General features: G+C 74.6%; 10 protein-coding genes. 5 read left to right on the top strand and 5 right to left on the bottom strand.

Features of this window, described 5'->3' with window-relative positions; genetic code table 11:
* Positions 1 to 223 precede the first annotated feature (223 nt).
* Both D7318_RS02885 and D7318_RS02880 read right to left on the bottom strand, forming a co-directional pair.
* Positions 224 to 2,113, bottom strand: a complete 1,890-nt coding sequence (locus tag D7318_RS02885; protein WP_120695189.1) for a calcineurin-like phosphoesterase C-terminal domain-containing protein — start codon at positions 2,111 to 2,113, stop codon at positions 224 to 226.
* 179 nt (positions 2,114 to 2,292) lie between these two features.
* The gene (locus D7318_RS02880; RefSeq protein WP_230423276.1) at positions 2,293 to 3,249 is read right to left on the bottom strand and encodes an RNA polymerase sigma-70 factor; all 957 of its coding nucleotides are present in this window, start codon (positions 3,247 to 3,249) and stop codon (positions 2,293 to 2,295) included.
* Positions 3,250 to 3,641: 392 nt separating this feature from the next.
* Between D7318_RS02880 and D7318_RS02875 the strand changes: the two genes are divergently transcribed.
* On the top strand, positions 3,642 to 4,319 hold the full coding sequence (locus D7318_RS02875; protein ID WP_120695187.1) for a GNAT family N-acetyltransferase: 678 nt from the start codon (positions 3,642 to 3,644) through the stop codon (positions 4,317 to 4,319).
* Between the two features lie 32 nt (positions 4,320 to 4,351).
* Entirely contained in the window at positions 4,352 to 6,037 is a 1,686-nt protein-coding gene (locus D7318_RS02870; protein ID WP_120695186.1) for a DUF885 domain-containing protein, read from the top strand.
* Positions 6,038 to 6,162: 125 nt separating this feature from the next.
* On the opposite strand, the gene D7318_RS02865 is transcribed toward D7318_RS02870, so the two are convergent.
* The 3 genes from D7318_RS02865 to D7318_RS02855 all read right to left on the bottom strand — a co-directional run bounded on the left by D7318_RS02865 (position 6,163) and on the right by D7318_RS02855 (position 11,065).
* Positions 6,163 to 9,207, bottom strand: coding sequence for an AAA family ATPase (locus D7318_RS02865; protein WP_120695254.1), 3,045 nt, complete (start codon positions 9,205 to 9,207; stop codon positions 6,163 to 6,165).
* Between the two features lie 4 nt (positions 9,208 to 9,211).
* Positions 9,212 to 10,357, bottom strand: coding sequence for an exonuclease SbcCD subunit D (locus D7318_RS02860; protein ID WP_120695185.1), 1,146 nt, complete (start codon positions 10,355 to 10,357; stop codon positions 9,212 to 9,214).
* An 81-nt stretch (positions 10,358 to 10,438) separates the two neighbouring features.
* A complete protein-coding gene (locus D7318_RS02855) occupies positions 10,439 to 11,065 on the bottom strand; it encodes a YigZ family protein (RefSeq protein WP_120695184.1) in 627 nt (208 codons plus the stop codon).
* Between the two features lie 64 nt (positions 11,066 to 11,129).
* On the opposite strand from D7318_RS02855, the gene D7318_RS02850 reads away from it, so the two are divergent.
* The 3 genes from D7318_RS02850 (at position 11,130) to D7318_RS02840 (ending at position 13,467) form a co-directional block, all read left to right on the top strand.
* The gene (locus tag D7318_RS02850) at positions 11,130 to 11,543 is read left to right on the top strand and encodes a CoA-binding protein (RefSeq protein ID WP_120695183.1); all 414 of its coding nucleotides are present in this window, start codon (positions 11,130 to 11,132) and stop codon (positions 11,541 to 11,543) included.
* Between the two features lie 237 nt (positions 11,544 to 11,780).
* Positions 11,781 to 12,578: a hypothetical protein gene (locus D7318_RS02845; RefSeq protein ID WP_120695182.1), complete on the top strand. Its 798-nt coding sequence runs from the start codon at positions 11,781 to 11,783 to the stop codon at positions 12,576 to 12,578.
* 313 nt (positions 12,579 to 12,891) lie between these two features.
* Entirely contained in the window at positions 12,892 to 13,467 is a 576-nt protein-coding gene (locus tag D7318_RS02840; RefSeq protein ID WP_183091216.1) for a DUF317 domain-containing protein, read from the top strand.
* The last annotated feature ends 146 nt before the right edge of the window (positions 13,468 to 13,613 follow it).

Genomic DNA, 13,613 nt, shown 5'->3' with positions numbered 1-13,613 from the left:
CATCCCGCCTGGCTGCGTTGCCGAATCGCGCGAGTACGGCTGAGTACGAGCTGCGATCCGGCGCCTTGCCAGGCGGGCGCCATCCGCCGCTCGCTGATCCACCGGGAATTATCAGACAGGCCCTAGGCGTTCAGGCGCGTTCCCACGCGTTGCCGCGTTCCCGCGCGAAGGGGCCGCCCCCGCGACGGCCCCTTCCGATGCTCGGCTTCGGCGCTGCCCGGCGTCAGCGCTGCTCGACGACGCGGAACGTCAGCACGTCGGTGAACCGGCGCCCGTACGCGTCGGTCGCCGTGACCACCGCGCGGTGGCGGCCCGCGTCAAGGTCCTCGGGCAGCTCGAGGCGCCACAGGTGCATGGTCCGGTCGGCGACGCTGCCGCCGTGGACCAGCTGCTGGGCCACGGCGTGCGGGTCGGACCACTCGGGGCCGATCAGCTGGTCCTCGCCGCGCATCGGCTGGGTGCGGGTGGCGGGCCGGGACGGGCCGTCGTCGATCCGCACCCGCACCGTCGAACCGGTCGAGCCCATCCAGAAGTTGGTGGTCAGCCAGGTCTGCCCGGCCAGGTCGTCGCGGCTCACCACGAGCGGGTCGCCCAGCTCGGGGGCGGCGCCATCGGGTGCGTCGTTCCACTCCTGGCGCTCGGCGTACCAGTCGCGGTAGGTCGGGCTGTTGAGGCCGAGCCGGGTCCCCACGCGGTCGCTCTCGCCGGTCACGGTGTAGCGCTCGCGGAACGCGTTGCCCCTGATGTCCAGGGTGAGCAGCCCTGGCCTGCCGCCGTCGCGGCCGATCGCGGTGGGGTAGCCGTCGTCGGTGACCTCGCCCGAGTACCAGTCGCCCGAGATGGCGCCCGCGGTGATGTGCGGGAACGGCAGCCCCTCGACGCCGAAGAGGTCGTTCCAGCCCTGGACGAGGTCGCCGGTGCGCATGTTCTCGATCGAGTGGGTGTGCCCGGCGACGGAGACGGCCCTGCGGCCTTCGAGCAGGTCGTAGACCTCGCGGACCTGGTCGACCTGGTGGATCGCGCTGCCCTCGTCGGCGAACGTCAGCAGCGGGATGTGGCCGGCGACCACGACGAGCGTGTCGTCGTCGACCGCGGCCAGGTCGCGCTCGAGCCAGGCGAGCTGGTGCTCGTCGAGGCGGCCGTTGTAGCGGGGCGCGTTCTCGGGGTCGTCGCACTCGGGGCGGCGGCCGTCGGCGTTGTCGACGTCCGGAGTGCAGGGGTAGCGCACGGTGTTGAGGGCCACGACGTGCACGTCGCCGATGTCGTACGAGTAGTACGCGGGCGCGAGCTGGGCGCGGAAGGTGTCGAACGAGTGCTCCGCGGTCGTGGCGTCGAAGTCCAGGTCGTGGTTGCCGGGCAGGAAGCGGGCCGGGCCGTTGGTCAGGCTCGTCAGCTCCTTGACGTCCGGATAGAGCGACAGGTCGTCGCCGACGACGTCGCCGATGAAGAGGGTGCCACAGCCCTGGTTGTCGCGGCGCTCGGCGAGGTCGGCGATCGCGCCGCGGCGGGCGTACTCGACCTCGGTCCTGTCGTAGGTCTGGAGGTCGCCCGCGATCACGCAGTGCTGCTCCTGCGCGCGCGTGAGCTGGCTGCGGACGACCGGGAAGTTGACCGCGTCCGGCAGGGCGCCGGTGGGCGCGATGCCGCCGTAGCGCAGCTCGGGCGAGCCCTCGGGGAGGTGGTTGTAGTGGAACTGGGCGACGTTGGATTCGTCCACCGGCACCTGGTAGCCGGACGGCTGGGTGATGAAGACCGTCATATTGTCGTACGCGGGCAGCCGGTAGCGGCCCTGGCGGTCGGTCGTCACGACGTCGCGGCCGTTCGACACGGTGACGCCGGCGAGGCCGCGCTCCCCGCGGTCGCTCTCGCTGTCGCGGTCCTGGTCGACGAAGACCGTGCCGGTCAGGAACGCCGGGTCGGCCGGGCCTTCGGAGGTGCGGACGACCTCGATCCGGCCGCGGTAGGCGGAGTCGTCCCAGTCCTCGGGGGCCGAGTGCGGGGTGGCGGTGGAGGGGGTCGGGAACGTCGCGACCGCCGCGGCGACCGCGAGGGTCGTGAGGGCCGTGAGGGCGACGCGGAGGCTGCTGTGTTTTCGCGAGGGGAAACTCAACATGGGGGGTTCTCCGGTGAGTCGTCGGCGCGAGTGCCGGCGCCGTCGGCCGGCGCTGAACGGATCTTTCGCGACGCGACTGGACGCAGGCCGCAGCGCGGGAGAACACCAGCCGTCCCGGGGTCGGCCCGGGTGCGAACGTTTCACGAACCGGTAACGCCCCGCTCGCCCCTGACGTAACGTCAGCCTTCGCCGTTCCTGGGTGCGAACGGCGCGAGCGGGCCTGGGCCTTCGGGCGGCGCGAGGTGGGCCAGCTTGTCGGGGTTGGCCACGAGGTAGACGGTCCGCACGCGCCCGTCCTCGTCCACCCCGAGCTGGAAGACGCCGAACGGGCGGCCCTCGGTGGTGACCAGCAGCGCGGGGGCGCCGTTGATCTCGACCACGTGGAACGCCGGGGCCGCGGGCGGGCGGCGGGCGATGCCCGAGAGGAAGCGGCCGACCTTGTCCGCGCCCGTGATCGCGCGGGGCGGCGCCTTGGCCTTGCCGCCGCCGTCGCCCACGAGCGTGACGTCGGGCGCCAGGATGGACATCAGCCCTTCGATGTCGCCCTCGAGCGCGGCGGCGAGGAAGCGCTCGGTGAGGTCACGCCGCTGCTCGGCGTCCACGGTGTAGCGGGGGCGGCGCTCGGCCATGTGGCGGCGCGCGCGCCCGGCGAGCTGCCGCACCGCGTCCTGGCCCCTGCCAAGGGCGGCGGCGATCTCGGCGTAGGGCAGCCCGAACGCCTCGCGCAGCACGAACACCGCGCGCTCGAGCGGGGACAGCGACTCCATGACCAGCAGGACCGCGTACGAGACGGTCTCGGCCATGACGGCGCGGTCGGCGCCCTCGGGCGCGGCCTGTTGCCAGGCGACGGCGCGGTCGGTGGGCAGCGGCTCGGGGAGCCAGGGACCGACGTAGGTCTCCTTGCGCGCCGTCACCTGCCGCAGCCGGTCGATGGACAGCCGGGTGACGATCCGCACGAGATAGGCGCGGGGCTCCTCGACGTCGTCGCGGTCGGCCGCCGACCAGCGCAGCCACGCCTCCTGAACGATGTCCTCGGCGTCGGCGACCCGCCCGAGCATCCGGTAGGCCACGCCGAACAGCGTCGGACGGTGCTCCTGGAAGACGGCGAGCGCCGGCTCGGGCGGGTCGTGTGCCACGGGGTCATCCCACCCGAGTGGCCTCGGCGCTGTCCAGTCGGGGCGCTGCGGCCTCGTCGGGCGCGGGGGCGTGGGGGCGCGCGGCCGGTCGCCGCCGTCGAGCGCGAGGCCGAGCGGTTCCTGAAGTGGGCGGCCGAGGCGGGGGTATCGGTGCGCACACCACGGGAGTTGGGAGGTACGGTGTCGGGGGACGACCGGGTGCGGCTGGTTCTCGGTTACGCCCATGTGACGCCCGCCCGGATCGTTCGGGCGGTGAGGTTGCTCGGCGAGGCGGTGCGCGAGCCACCAGCCGCACCACGGGCACCAAAGAGCGCAATTCACGCGTAAGCGCCTTTACCCTTCGGTCACAGGGCGTTCGTGATCACGCAATAACCGAACGCGAGAGTGCTTCCATGGCAGCAGACTCCGACACTTCCGGCTCCTCGATCCGCTTCCCGCACGGTCGACTTCGGACCACGGGAGGCTACGCGTCGGGGCGTGCCTGTCCGCCGCTCGTGGCCCGGGGCGTGGACGCCGTGCCAGAGCCCCGCACGGCGGTGACGGCCGAGGGCCGGGAGATCCTGCTCAGGGCCGCGGGTCCCGGCGACCTCCCCGACGCGCTCGCGCTGCACGCCCGTTGCTCGGAGCGCACGCTGGCCGGGCGTTACCGCGCCTCCTCGCCCGAGGCCGACGCACTGCTGCCGCACCTGCTGCACCCCGCCATGGGCCGCAGCGTCGCCGCGGTCACCGGCGAGGGCGACATCGTGGGCCTCGGACACCTGCTGTTCGACGGCGAGGAGTCGGAGGTCGCGCTGCTGGTCGCGGACGACTGGCAGCGGCGGGGCATCGGCTCGGCGCTGCTGCGCCGCCTCATCGGGCTGGCCGTCCACGCCCGCCACGAGGCCGTGTACCTGGTGACCGGCCCGGCCAACGCCGCGATGGCCGCCGTGATGCGCGCCGTGGTGAACGCCACGGGCCTGCCGCTGGAGCGGCAGACGACCGACGGCAGCCTGGTCCTGTCCGCGCGCCTGGCGCCGGGCGGCTGCCAGCCGCAGCTCCCCGTGGTGCTGCCCGCCCAGGGCGGGTGGTGACGAACACCCGTCCGACGTATCAGGATGGGTGCATGTCAGAAGACCCCCGTGCTCCGCTTCCGCGTCGGCTCGCCGACTCCTATGTCGACGAGCTGGTCGCGTTGGACCCGATCCTCGGCACCTGGCTCGGCGTCCCGGAGACCGCCGACCGGCTGCCCGACTTCTCACCCGACGGGCAGCGGGCCCTCGCCGACCTGGCCCGCGGCACCCTCGACCGGCTGCCCGCGGCCGAGGCGCGGCCCGGCGGGGACAGCGACGCCGAGCGGCGCTGCGCGCGGCTGCTGCGCGAGCGGCTGACCGCCGAGCTCGCGGTGCACGACGCGGGCGAGGGCCTGCGCGCGGTCAGCAACCTCAGCTCCCCGGTCCACTTCGTGCGGGAGGCGTTCACCATCGCGCCCACCGAGACGGACGACGACTGGGCCGCGGTGGCGCGGCGCCTGCGGGCGGTGCCCGAGGCGCTCGAGGGGTACAGGGCGTCGCTCGCCGAGGGCCTGGCCCGCTCGCTGCCCGCCGGGCCGCGGCAGGTCGAGACGGTGATCGGGCAGCTCGGGGAGTGGACGCGGGGCGGCGACGGCGGCTGGTTCGGGACGTTCGTGGCCGCGGGGCCCGAGGCGCTACGCGCGGAGCTCGACGCGGGGGCGCGCGACGCGGCGGCCGGGGTGGCGCGGCTCGCGGCGTGGCTGCGGGACACCTACGCGCCCGCCGTCGACGGCTCCCCCGACATCGTCGGGGCCGAGCGCTACGCCCGCTGGGTGAGGTACTGGAACGGCACCGACCTCGACCTCGAGGACGCCTACGCCTACGGCTGGTCGGAGTTCCACCGGCTGCACGCGGAGATGGTGGCCGAGGCGGGGAAGATCCTGCCGGGCGCCTCGCCCTGGGACACGCTGCGCCACCTGGACACCGAGGGCGAGGCCGTCGAGGGCGTCGAGGAGGTGCGGCAGTGGCTCCAAGCGCTGATGGACGACGCGATCAGCGCGCTCGACGGCACGCACTTCGAGCTGGCCGACCGGGTCAAGCGGGTCGAGTCGATGATCGCCCCGCCCGGCAGCGCCGCCGCGCCCCACTACAGCGGCCCCTCGCTCGACTTCTCCCGGCCTGGCCGCACGTGGCTGCCGACCATGGGCCAGACCCGTTTCCCCGTCTACGACCTGGTGTCCACGTGGTACCACGAGGGCGTGCCGGGGCATCACCTCCAGCTGGCGCAGTGGGTGCACGTCGCCGACCAGTTGTCCAGGTACCAGACGACGGTCGGCATGGTCAGCGCGAACGCCGAGGGCTGGGCGCTGTACGCGGAGCGGCTGATGGACGAGCTCGGCTTCCTGTACAACGCCGAGCGGCGCCTGGGCTATCTGGACTGCCAGATGATGCGGGCGCTGCGCGTCATCGTGGACATCGGCATGCACCTGGAGCTGCGGATCCCCGACGACTCGCCGTTCGAGCCGGGCGCGCGCTGGACGCCCGCGCTGGCGCAGGAGTTCTTCGGGCGGCACAACTCGCGCCCCGCGGACTTCGTGGAGAGCGAGCTGGTGCGCTATCTGGGCCTGCCGGGGCAGGCCATCGGCTACAAGCTGGGCGAACGCGCCTGGCTGCGCGGCCGGGAGGCGGCGCGGCGGGCCAGGGGCGCGGCGTTCGACGCCAAGCGCTGGCACATGGCGGCGCTGTCGCAGGGGTCGCTCGGCCTTGACGACCTGGTGGCCGAGCTGTCGATCCTCTGAGGCGTCGTCCCGTCGGCGTCGCTCGGGAGGCGCTGCTCGGGAGGCGTCGCTCGGGAGGCGCTGCTCGGGAGGCGTCGCTTCGGAGCATGGCGGGGCGCGTGCGTTGTGGTGCGCGCCCCGCGGGGTCAGGGGGCTTCGGGCGTGGCGCGGTGGACGACGGTGGAGCCCCGGCGCGTCTTGAGAACCTGGAGCTGGGCGGGGATCCGGCCGCGCAGATCGGGCACATGGCTGACGATGGCGACGCTGCGGTCGTGCTCGCGCAGCCCGTCGAGGACGTCGAGGACCTCGTCGAGGGACTGCTCGTCCAGGCTGCCGAAGCCCTCGTCGATGAACAGCGTGTCGAGGCGTCGGCCGCCCGCCTCCTCGGCGACGACGTCGGCGAGGCCGAGGGCCAGGGCGAGGGACACGAAGAACGACTCGCCGCCCGACAGGCTCCCGGTGTCCCTGGCGCGCCCGGTCCAGGAGTCCATCACGCGCAGGCCGAGGCCGGAGCGAGCGCGGTGGGCCGCCCTGGCGTCGGAGTGGACCAGGGCGTAGCGGCCGGCGGACATGCGGTGCAGGCGGACGCTGGCGGCGGACGCGACCTGTTCGAGCCTGGCGGCCAGCACATAGGTCTCCAGGCGCATCCGGTACTCGTTCTCCGGGGCGGTGCCCGCGGTCAGCCCGGCCAGGCGCGTGATGTGGCGGCTCTCGTCACGCAACGGGGCCAGCGCGGCGGCGTCATCGGCGGCGCGGGCGCCCAGGGCGTCGAGCTCGGCGCAGCGGGCGGTGGCGGCGGACTCGGCCGCGGCGGCGGCGCGCAACCGGCCGGTGGCGGCGGCAAGTCGGGCCGCCGCGGCGACGGGGTCCGCGGGCGGCGCGTGGGCGGCGGCCGCGGTGTCCGGGTCGGTGAGGACGGCGGCGAGGGACGCCTCCTCGGCCGTCCATGTGTCGAGGCGGTCCTGCGACGCCCGCTGCTCGGCGCGGGTCAGCAGGGCGTCGGCCGCGGCCCCTGGCGTCTCGAACCCCGCGCCGTACGCGGCGTCGGCGGCGGTGGCGTCCGCCTGCTTGAGCCGGTCGGCGCTCTGCTCGGCGGCGCGGGCGGCGCTCGCGGCGCGGGCGAGCGCGTCGGCGAGGCGGGAGGCTGCGGCGACGCGCGCGGCGAGGCCGACCCGTCCGCCGCCCCCGTTGCCCTCGGTGCTCTCGTGCGCGAACTCAGGGCGCAGCGCGGCCCGTTCGGCGGTGAGGGCCTCGTGGCGCGAGGCGCGGGCGGCGGTGCGGCGCCGGATGGCGTGGCCCAGGGCGACCAGCCGCTCGTGCGCGCGCTCGGCCTCGGCGAGCGCGGCCTGGGCGGCGGGCGCCCCCGCGGCCTCGGCCCGCGCGGCGGCCTCGGCGTCGGCCAGCGGGGCGACGGCGGCGGCCAGCTCGTCGGCGCGGTCCCCGCCGGTGGCGGCCTCGGCCGCGGCCAGCTCGGCGCGGACGGCGGCCAGCGCCCGGTCGGCCGCGCCGCGGCGCTCGTCGGCCGCGCGGTGTGCGGCGAGGGCGGCGTCCTCGGCCGCGCGGTCGACATGGCCGTCGGCCTGGGGCGTGGGGTCGGGGTGGTCGGGCGAGCCGCACACGGCGCAGGGGCGCCCCGGGATCAGCCCGGCGGCCAGCTCGGCGGCGATGCCGCGCAGCCTGCGCTCCTTGAGGTCGAGCCAGTGGGCGGCGGCGTCGGCGGCCGACTCGCGGGCGCGCAGCAGCCGCTCCTCCGCGTCGGCGACGGCGGCGGCGAGCCGGTCGCGGTGGCGTGCGGCGGCCAGGCGCTCCCGGGCGCGGGCCAGGCGCTCGGCGGCGCGCTCGGCCTCCGCCGTGGCCCGCTCGGCGCGGGCGGCGCGCTCGGTCAGGCGCGCGTGCTCCTCGGGCCAGGGCGCCAGGCGCCGCTCGGCGTCGGCGAGCAGCGCGGCGTCGGCGGCGGCCTCGGTGGCGAGCCGGTCGAGCTCGGCGGTGAGGTCGGCGGCGCGCTCCTCGGCGCGGCGGGCGGCGGTGAGGGCGCCGAGCCGTTCGCGCGTGGCGCGCTCGCGCTCGGCGAGCGCCGCGGCGGGGGCCTCGGCCAGCTCGGGCGGCAGCGGGGCGCGGGCGGCGCGCTCGGCGCGGGCCGCCTCGCGGTGCTCGGCCTCGGCGCCCTCGCGCAGCGCGAGGGCGGGGGCGACCGCGTCGGCGGCGCGGGCGCGGGCCAGCAGGGCGCGGGTCTCCTCCCGCTCGGGGGCGCGCAGGGCCAGGGCGTCGGCGCGGCTCCTGGCCTCGGCGTGGGCGCGTTGGAGCCTGGCGCGCTCGGCCGTCGCGTCGTGGTGGGCCTGGGCGGCGGCGTGCCCTTCCTCGGCGGCGTGCAGGGCGAGGGCGGCGATGTCGCGGAACTCCCGTGCGGCGCAACGGGCCTGGGCCGCTCGCGCCAGGACCGCGTCCGCCAGGTGCGGGTCGCCGGGGGCCAGGTCGCCGGGGGCCACGTCGCCGGGCGCCTCGGGCAACGCGCCGCGCGGGGCGGCCTGTTGAACGCGGTGGGCGGTGGCGAGCAGCCGCTCGTCGCCCGTCCGCACGCGCTGCGCGGCGGCGGCGCGCAGCTCGGCGAGGCGCGCCTCGGCCGCGGCGAACCTGCGGGTGTCGAAGAGGCGGCCGAGCAGCTTGGCGCGGTCCTCGGCGCCCGCGCGCAGAAAGCGGGCGAAGTCGCCCTGGGGCAGCAGCACGACCTGGCAGAACTGGTCGCGGCTCATGCCGAGCAGGAGGCCGAGCTCCTCGGCGATCTCCTGGTGGCTGCCGCTGAGCGCGCGCCACTCCCCGGTGGCGTGGTCGCGCTCGCGCAGGACGCTGCGGGCGCGGTCGCGGGTGGTGCCGGTGCCCCGGCGCTTGGGGCGCTCCTGCTCGGGGCGGCGGGTGATCTCGAGGCGCCGCCCGCCGACGGTCAGGTCGAGGACGACCTCGGTGGGGGTGCCGGGGTCGGCGTGGTCGCTGCGCAGCGAGACGGCGCCGCTCTGGCGGGCGCCGGGGACGGAGGCGTAGAGGGCGTAGCAGACAGCGTCGAGGATGGAGGTCTTGCCCGCGCCCGTCGGCCCGTGCAGCAGGAAGAGCCCGGCGGCGGAGAGCCGGTCGAAGTCGACGCGTTCGGTGGCGGCGAACGGGCCGAACGCCGTGAGCGTGAGCCGGTGGAGTCGCATCCCTTCACTCCTCCCGGGGGCGCGCGGCGTCCAGGGCGGCGCGCAGCGCGGCCCGCTCGCGCGGGTCGGGGCCCTGGCCGCCGCGGACATGGGCGACGAAGTCCTCGGCGATCTGCTGGTCGGTGCGGTCGCTCAGCCGCCGCGCGTAGGTGGCGGGCGCGCTGGGCGGGCGGTCGGGCTCGAAGACCAGGCTGAGGATGTGCGGGAAGCGGTCGGCGAGGCGCGCCATGGGCTCGTCGGGGCGGGCGGGGTCGGTGAGCGTGGCCTCGACCCACGCGGACTCGTGCGGGGCGAGCGCGGGGTCGGTCAGCAGGGTGTCGAGGCGCCCGCGGACGCGGGCCAGCGGGCGGGGCACGGGGCAGTCGACGCGCTCGGCGCGCACGGCGCCCGCCCCGTCGAGGTCGACCAGCCATGTGCTCTTGCGGTGCGCGGCCTCGGAGAACGAGAACGCCAGCGGCGAACCCGAGTACCGCACGCGGTCGGTGAGGGTCTGGCAGCCGTGCAGGTGGCCGAGCGCGGCGTAGTGCGCCCCGTCGAACGTCGCCACCGGCACGGCGGCGGCGCCCCCGACGGTGATGTCCCGTTCGCTGTCGGAGCCTTGGCCGCCGGTGACGAACGCGTGGGCCAGCGTGACGGCGCGCGTGCCCTTCGGCCGACCGGCCAGGTCGGCGCGGACGCGGTCCATCGCGGCGCCGATGACGGCGGCGTGCCCGGCGCCCGCCACGCCGAACTCGTCGCGCACCAGCGTCGGTTCGAGATAGGGCAGGCCGTAGACGGCGATGTCGCCATGGCGGTCGGACAGCAGCACGGGCGTGCCGCACGCGGCCGGGTCGGTGCGCAGATGGATGCCCGCGCGCCCGATGAGCCCGGCTCCGACGCCGAGGCGGCGGGGCGAGTCGTGGTTCCCCGAGATCATCACCGTGGGCACGCCGAGCGCGGCCAGCCGGTGCAGCGCGTCGTCGAACAACTCCACGGCGGCCAGCGGCGGAACGGCCCGGTCGTAGACGTCCCCCGCGACGAGCACCGCGTCGACCGCCTCGGAACGCGCCGTGTCGATCAGGTGGTCGAGGAACGCGGCCTGCGCATCGAGCAGGCCGACCCGGTGCAGGGAACGGCCCAAGTGCCAGTCGGATGTGTGCAGGAAGCGCACCGGAAACCCACCCCTCTCAGCCGCTCACGCCGTTGTCGATCAACGACGGCCATCCTGCCACCGCCCACTGACAACGCCCCCTCAGCCGGATCCGAAGGTCTCCCCGCCCAGCTCGAGACGCGCGCCACCCGCCGTGGCCCCGGCCAACCACGCGGTGAACGCGTCGACATCGGCCTCCGGCAGCCCGATCTCGATGGTGACCTCGGCGCCGTAGGCCACGTCCCGCACGGACCGCCCGGTCGCGCGCAGGTCGTTCTCCAGGCGCCCGGCCCTCCCGTGGTCCACGGTGATCCGGGCCAGCCGCTGCCGCTCGCGGGCCACCGTGCCGAGCGCGTCCAACGCCTCACCGACGGCGCCGCCGTAGGCGCGGATCAGGCCGCCCGCGCCCAGCTTGGTGCCGCCGAAGTAGCGGGTGACGACGGCGACGGCGTACCGGACGTCGCGGCGCAGCAGCATCTCCAGCATGGGCGGCCCCGCGGTGCCGCCGGGCTCCCCGTCGTCGCTGCTCTTGCGCACGGCGGCGTCGGCGCCGATGACATAGGCCCAGCAGTGGTGCGAGGCGGTGGGGTGCTCGGCCCTGATCCCGGCGATGAAGCCGCGCGCCTCGTCCTCGGTGGCGGCGGGCGCCAGGGCGCACAGGAAACGCGAGCGGTTGACCTCCGTCTCGTGCACGCCCACGCGCGCCACCGTCCGATACCGATCACCCATCGGGCCAGACTAAGCGGTCGGCGCCCTTCGGGAATGACCGGGCGGGAACGGTCGTTGACCGGGCATGTACGGAGACGACAAGACGGTCGACAAGATCCTCACCGAGCTGGGCGACACCTGGGCGGTGGTGGGCCTCTCCTCCAACGCCACCCGCCCGGCGTTCGGCGTCGCGGCCCGCCTCCAGGCGTTCGGCAAGCGGATCGTTCCGGTGCACCCGAAGGCGGAGACGGTCCACGGCGAACGCGGCTACGCGTCGCTGGCCGACATCCCCTTCCCCGTCGACGTGGTCGACGTCTTCGTGCACAGCGCCTGGGCGGGCGCGATCGCCGACGAGGCCGTGGCGATCGGCGCGAAGGCGGTCTGGTTCCAGCTGGACGTGATAGACGAGGCGGCCTACGCCCGCACCCGCGCGGCGGGCCTGACGATGGTGATGAACCGCTGCCCGGCGATCGAACTCAATTCCCCACGCCATCTGTGACCTGGGACGATGCACCAGGGGTGGTCACCCGAAGGGTGAGACTCCGCCCTGCAACCCCGAAAGGTGACGGTGACCCCGGGAGGGCTCCCACGTCCGCTCCAGCCACCGCCCGCTCTCCGGTTGCCAGGTCGCCGAGCCCGCCGCTGGCCGGGGCCCGCGCCATCGCCGACCGCCGACAATCCCCCGGCGCCTACTCGCCCATGCTGGAAGACTGCTGTGGTTGCTTCTTCGGGAGGGGTGAACCTGGTGGAGGTCGTTGTCTGGCTGCTGCTGCTCATAGCCGGAGGGATACTCTTAGTTGGTCGGCAGCTCTACCACTATCCAGGCAACCGCAACCACACCTTCGGGGCCGACCACAGCGCGGCGCGGCAAGAGGTCGCCGCAGCGCGCACCCGGCTGCGGCGGGTCGAGCGAGGCCTGAGCAAGGAGCTGGCGACGGCACAAGCGGAAGTCTCCCGGGTCAAGCAGGACGGACGCGGCCGGATCAAGGCACTCGATGCCGAGCAGCGTCGGTTGCGCAGGTGGGAGCCCGGCTCGGAGCTCGACAGGCTCGGTCCTCTGCGTCTGCACCAGCACGCCGTCGTGATCGCCGGTCAGGACAGCCGGGCCCCCGACTCGGAACCGGAGCCGGAGGACACAGTGCCTCTGCTGGGTCTCCAGCCCGATCTCGCCGGTACCGCACCGGGTTCGCTCTACCTCTACCTGCGGCCTCCACGCGGCAAGCGCAGGATGGTGGAGTTCCCGCCGGACCAGTACAACGAGACACGGCTACGCGCCTTCGTTCTACAGATCGAAGAGGCGGCCGAGAACGAAGAGGACCACTACACACGGCGAGACGCCCGGCTGGCGGAGATCGCGCAGGAGCGGCGTGAGATCAAAGAGGAACTCCCCCAACAAGTGGAGGAGGCCGACGCCCAGTACGCACAGCTGAAGAAGGCACACAGGGACGACCCCGAACTGATCGCCGCTCGCAAAGCATGGACCCAGGCGGCGGCCCGGTGGAAGGAACTCACGGGCAGAGCTCCCCGGCTCTGACAACGGGAAGTCACCAAGACGGGGTGCCACCAGCAGATCACCCGTCAGGGGCACTCGGCGGTGAGGCATAGCTGATCGTCCGATCACTGATCGCCGCCCGGGTCGCGGTTCGACCACAGCATTCTGCGGTAGCCCCCGTGTGTACATCGGCCCTGGCCAACGACAGTGCTGCCCGGGGAGGGCGACGGCGTGGCCATGAGGGCCCACCACTCTTCCTGATCGAACAGCGGAGGAATCCCTGACGCTGAGGTGGGTCCAGGCCGAGCTGTCGGTCACGATGGGAGGGCAGGCAGGCCCAGGCTTCCACCTTGCCGTGGGCGATAACCTGCTCGACCACCGCGTGGTGGCGGTGCTGGCCGCCGGGTCAGGATCGTCTCGGAACGGCCTACCAGCCCTGCTTCGGCTCGGCACGCCCCTGGAGCAGGCGGGCTGGGCCCTACGCGACAGCGGCCGGGGCGAAGCCGTCTACCGCTCCCCCGACCGCCTCGCCCAGGTCCGGCTGAACCGCCACCACCTGACGCACCAGGCCGAGATGACGGGCGAGGAGGAACGGTGGCTCATGAGCGGCGGCGGCTCCGGAAACCGCTGGTTCGCCACGGCCACCTCGCTCATCCCCGAACACTTGGTCGCCTCGACGCACAAGGCCATCGTCGACCCCGCCCCGGTCATCCGCCACGGCGAAGACCTGCGTCGCCTCCCACCCGAGGCAACCATCGCCCCGGTCCGACCAACCCCCTCGAACTCCCCCCGCACCCAAGCCGCCAACACCCGATCAACAACGGGCCCACGCAAGCCCTCAACCATCCCCCCCGGACCTCCCAAGCCCGAGCCGGGGCCGTTGACCATCTCCTTCCCGTTCTCCAGGCTTTCGACATGGCCGACGCAGTAGTCTTCCGTCGTGGTGGATGAGGCGGAAGGCCGGAGACAGCGGCTGGAGCACATGTTTCCGATCACCGAGGATTGGGAACGTCGGGCAACGCCTGATGCCGCCCGGGGCTCGTAGGAGCTGCCCAAGCCGTGTGGGTTCTCTCCCCG

Source organism: Streptomyces radicis (genome assembly GCF_003626575.1).
Taxonomy (GTDB): domain Bacteria; phylum Actinomycetota; class Actinomycetes; order Streptomycetales; family Streptomycetaceae; genus Streptomyces; species Streptomyces radicis.
The sequence above is the reverse complement of the archived record's forward strand: the minus strand, read 5'-3'. Positions and strand labels throughout refer to the sequence as shown.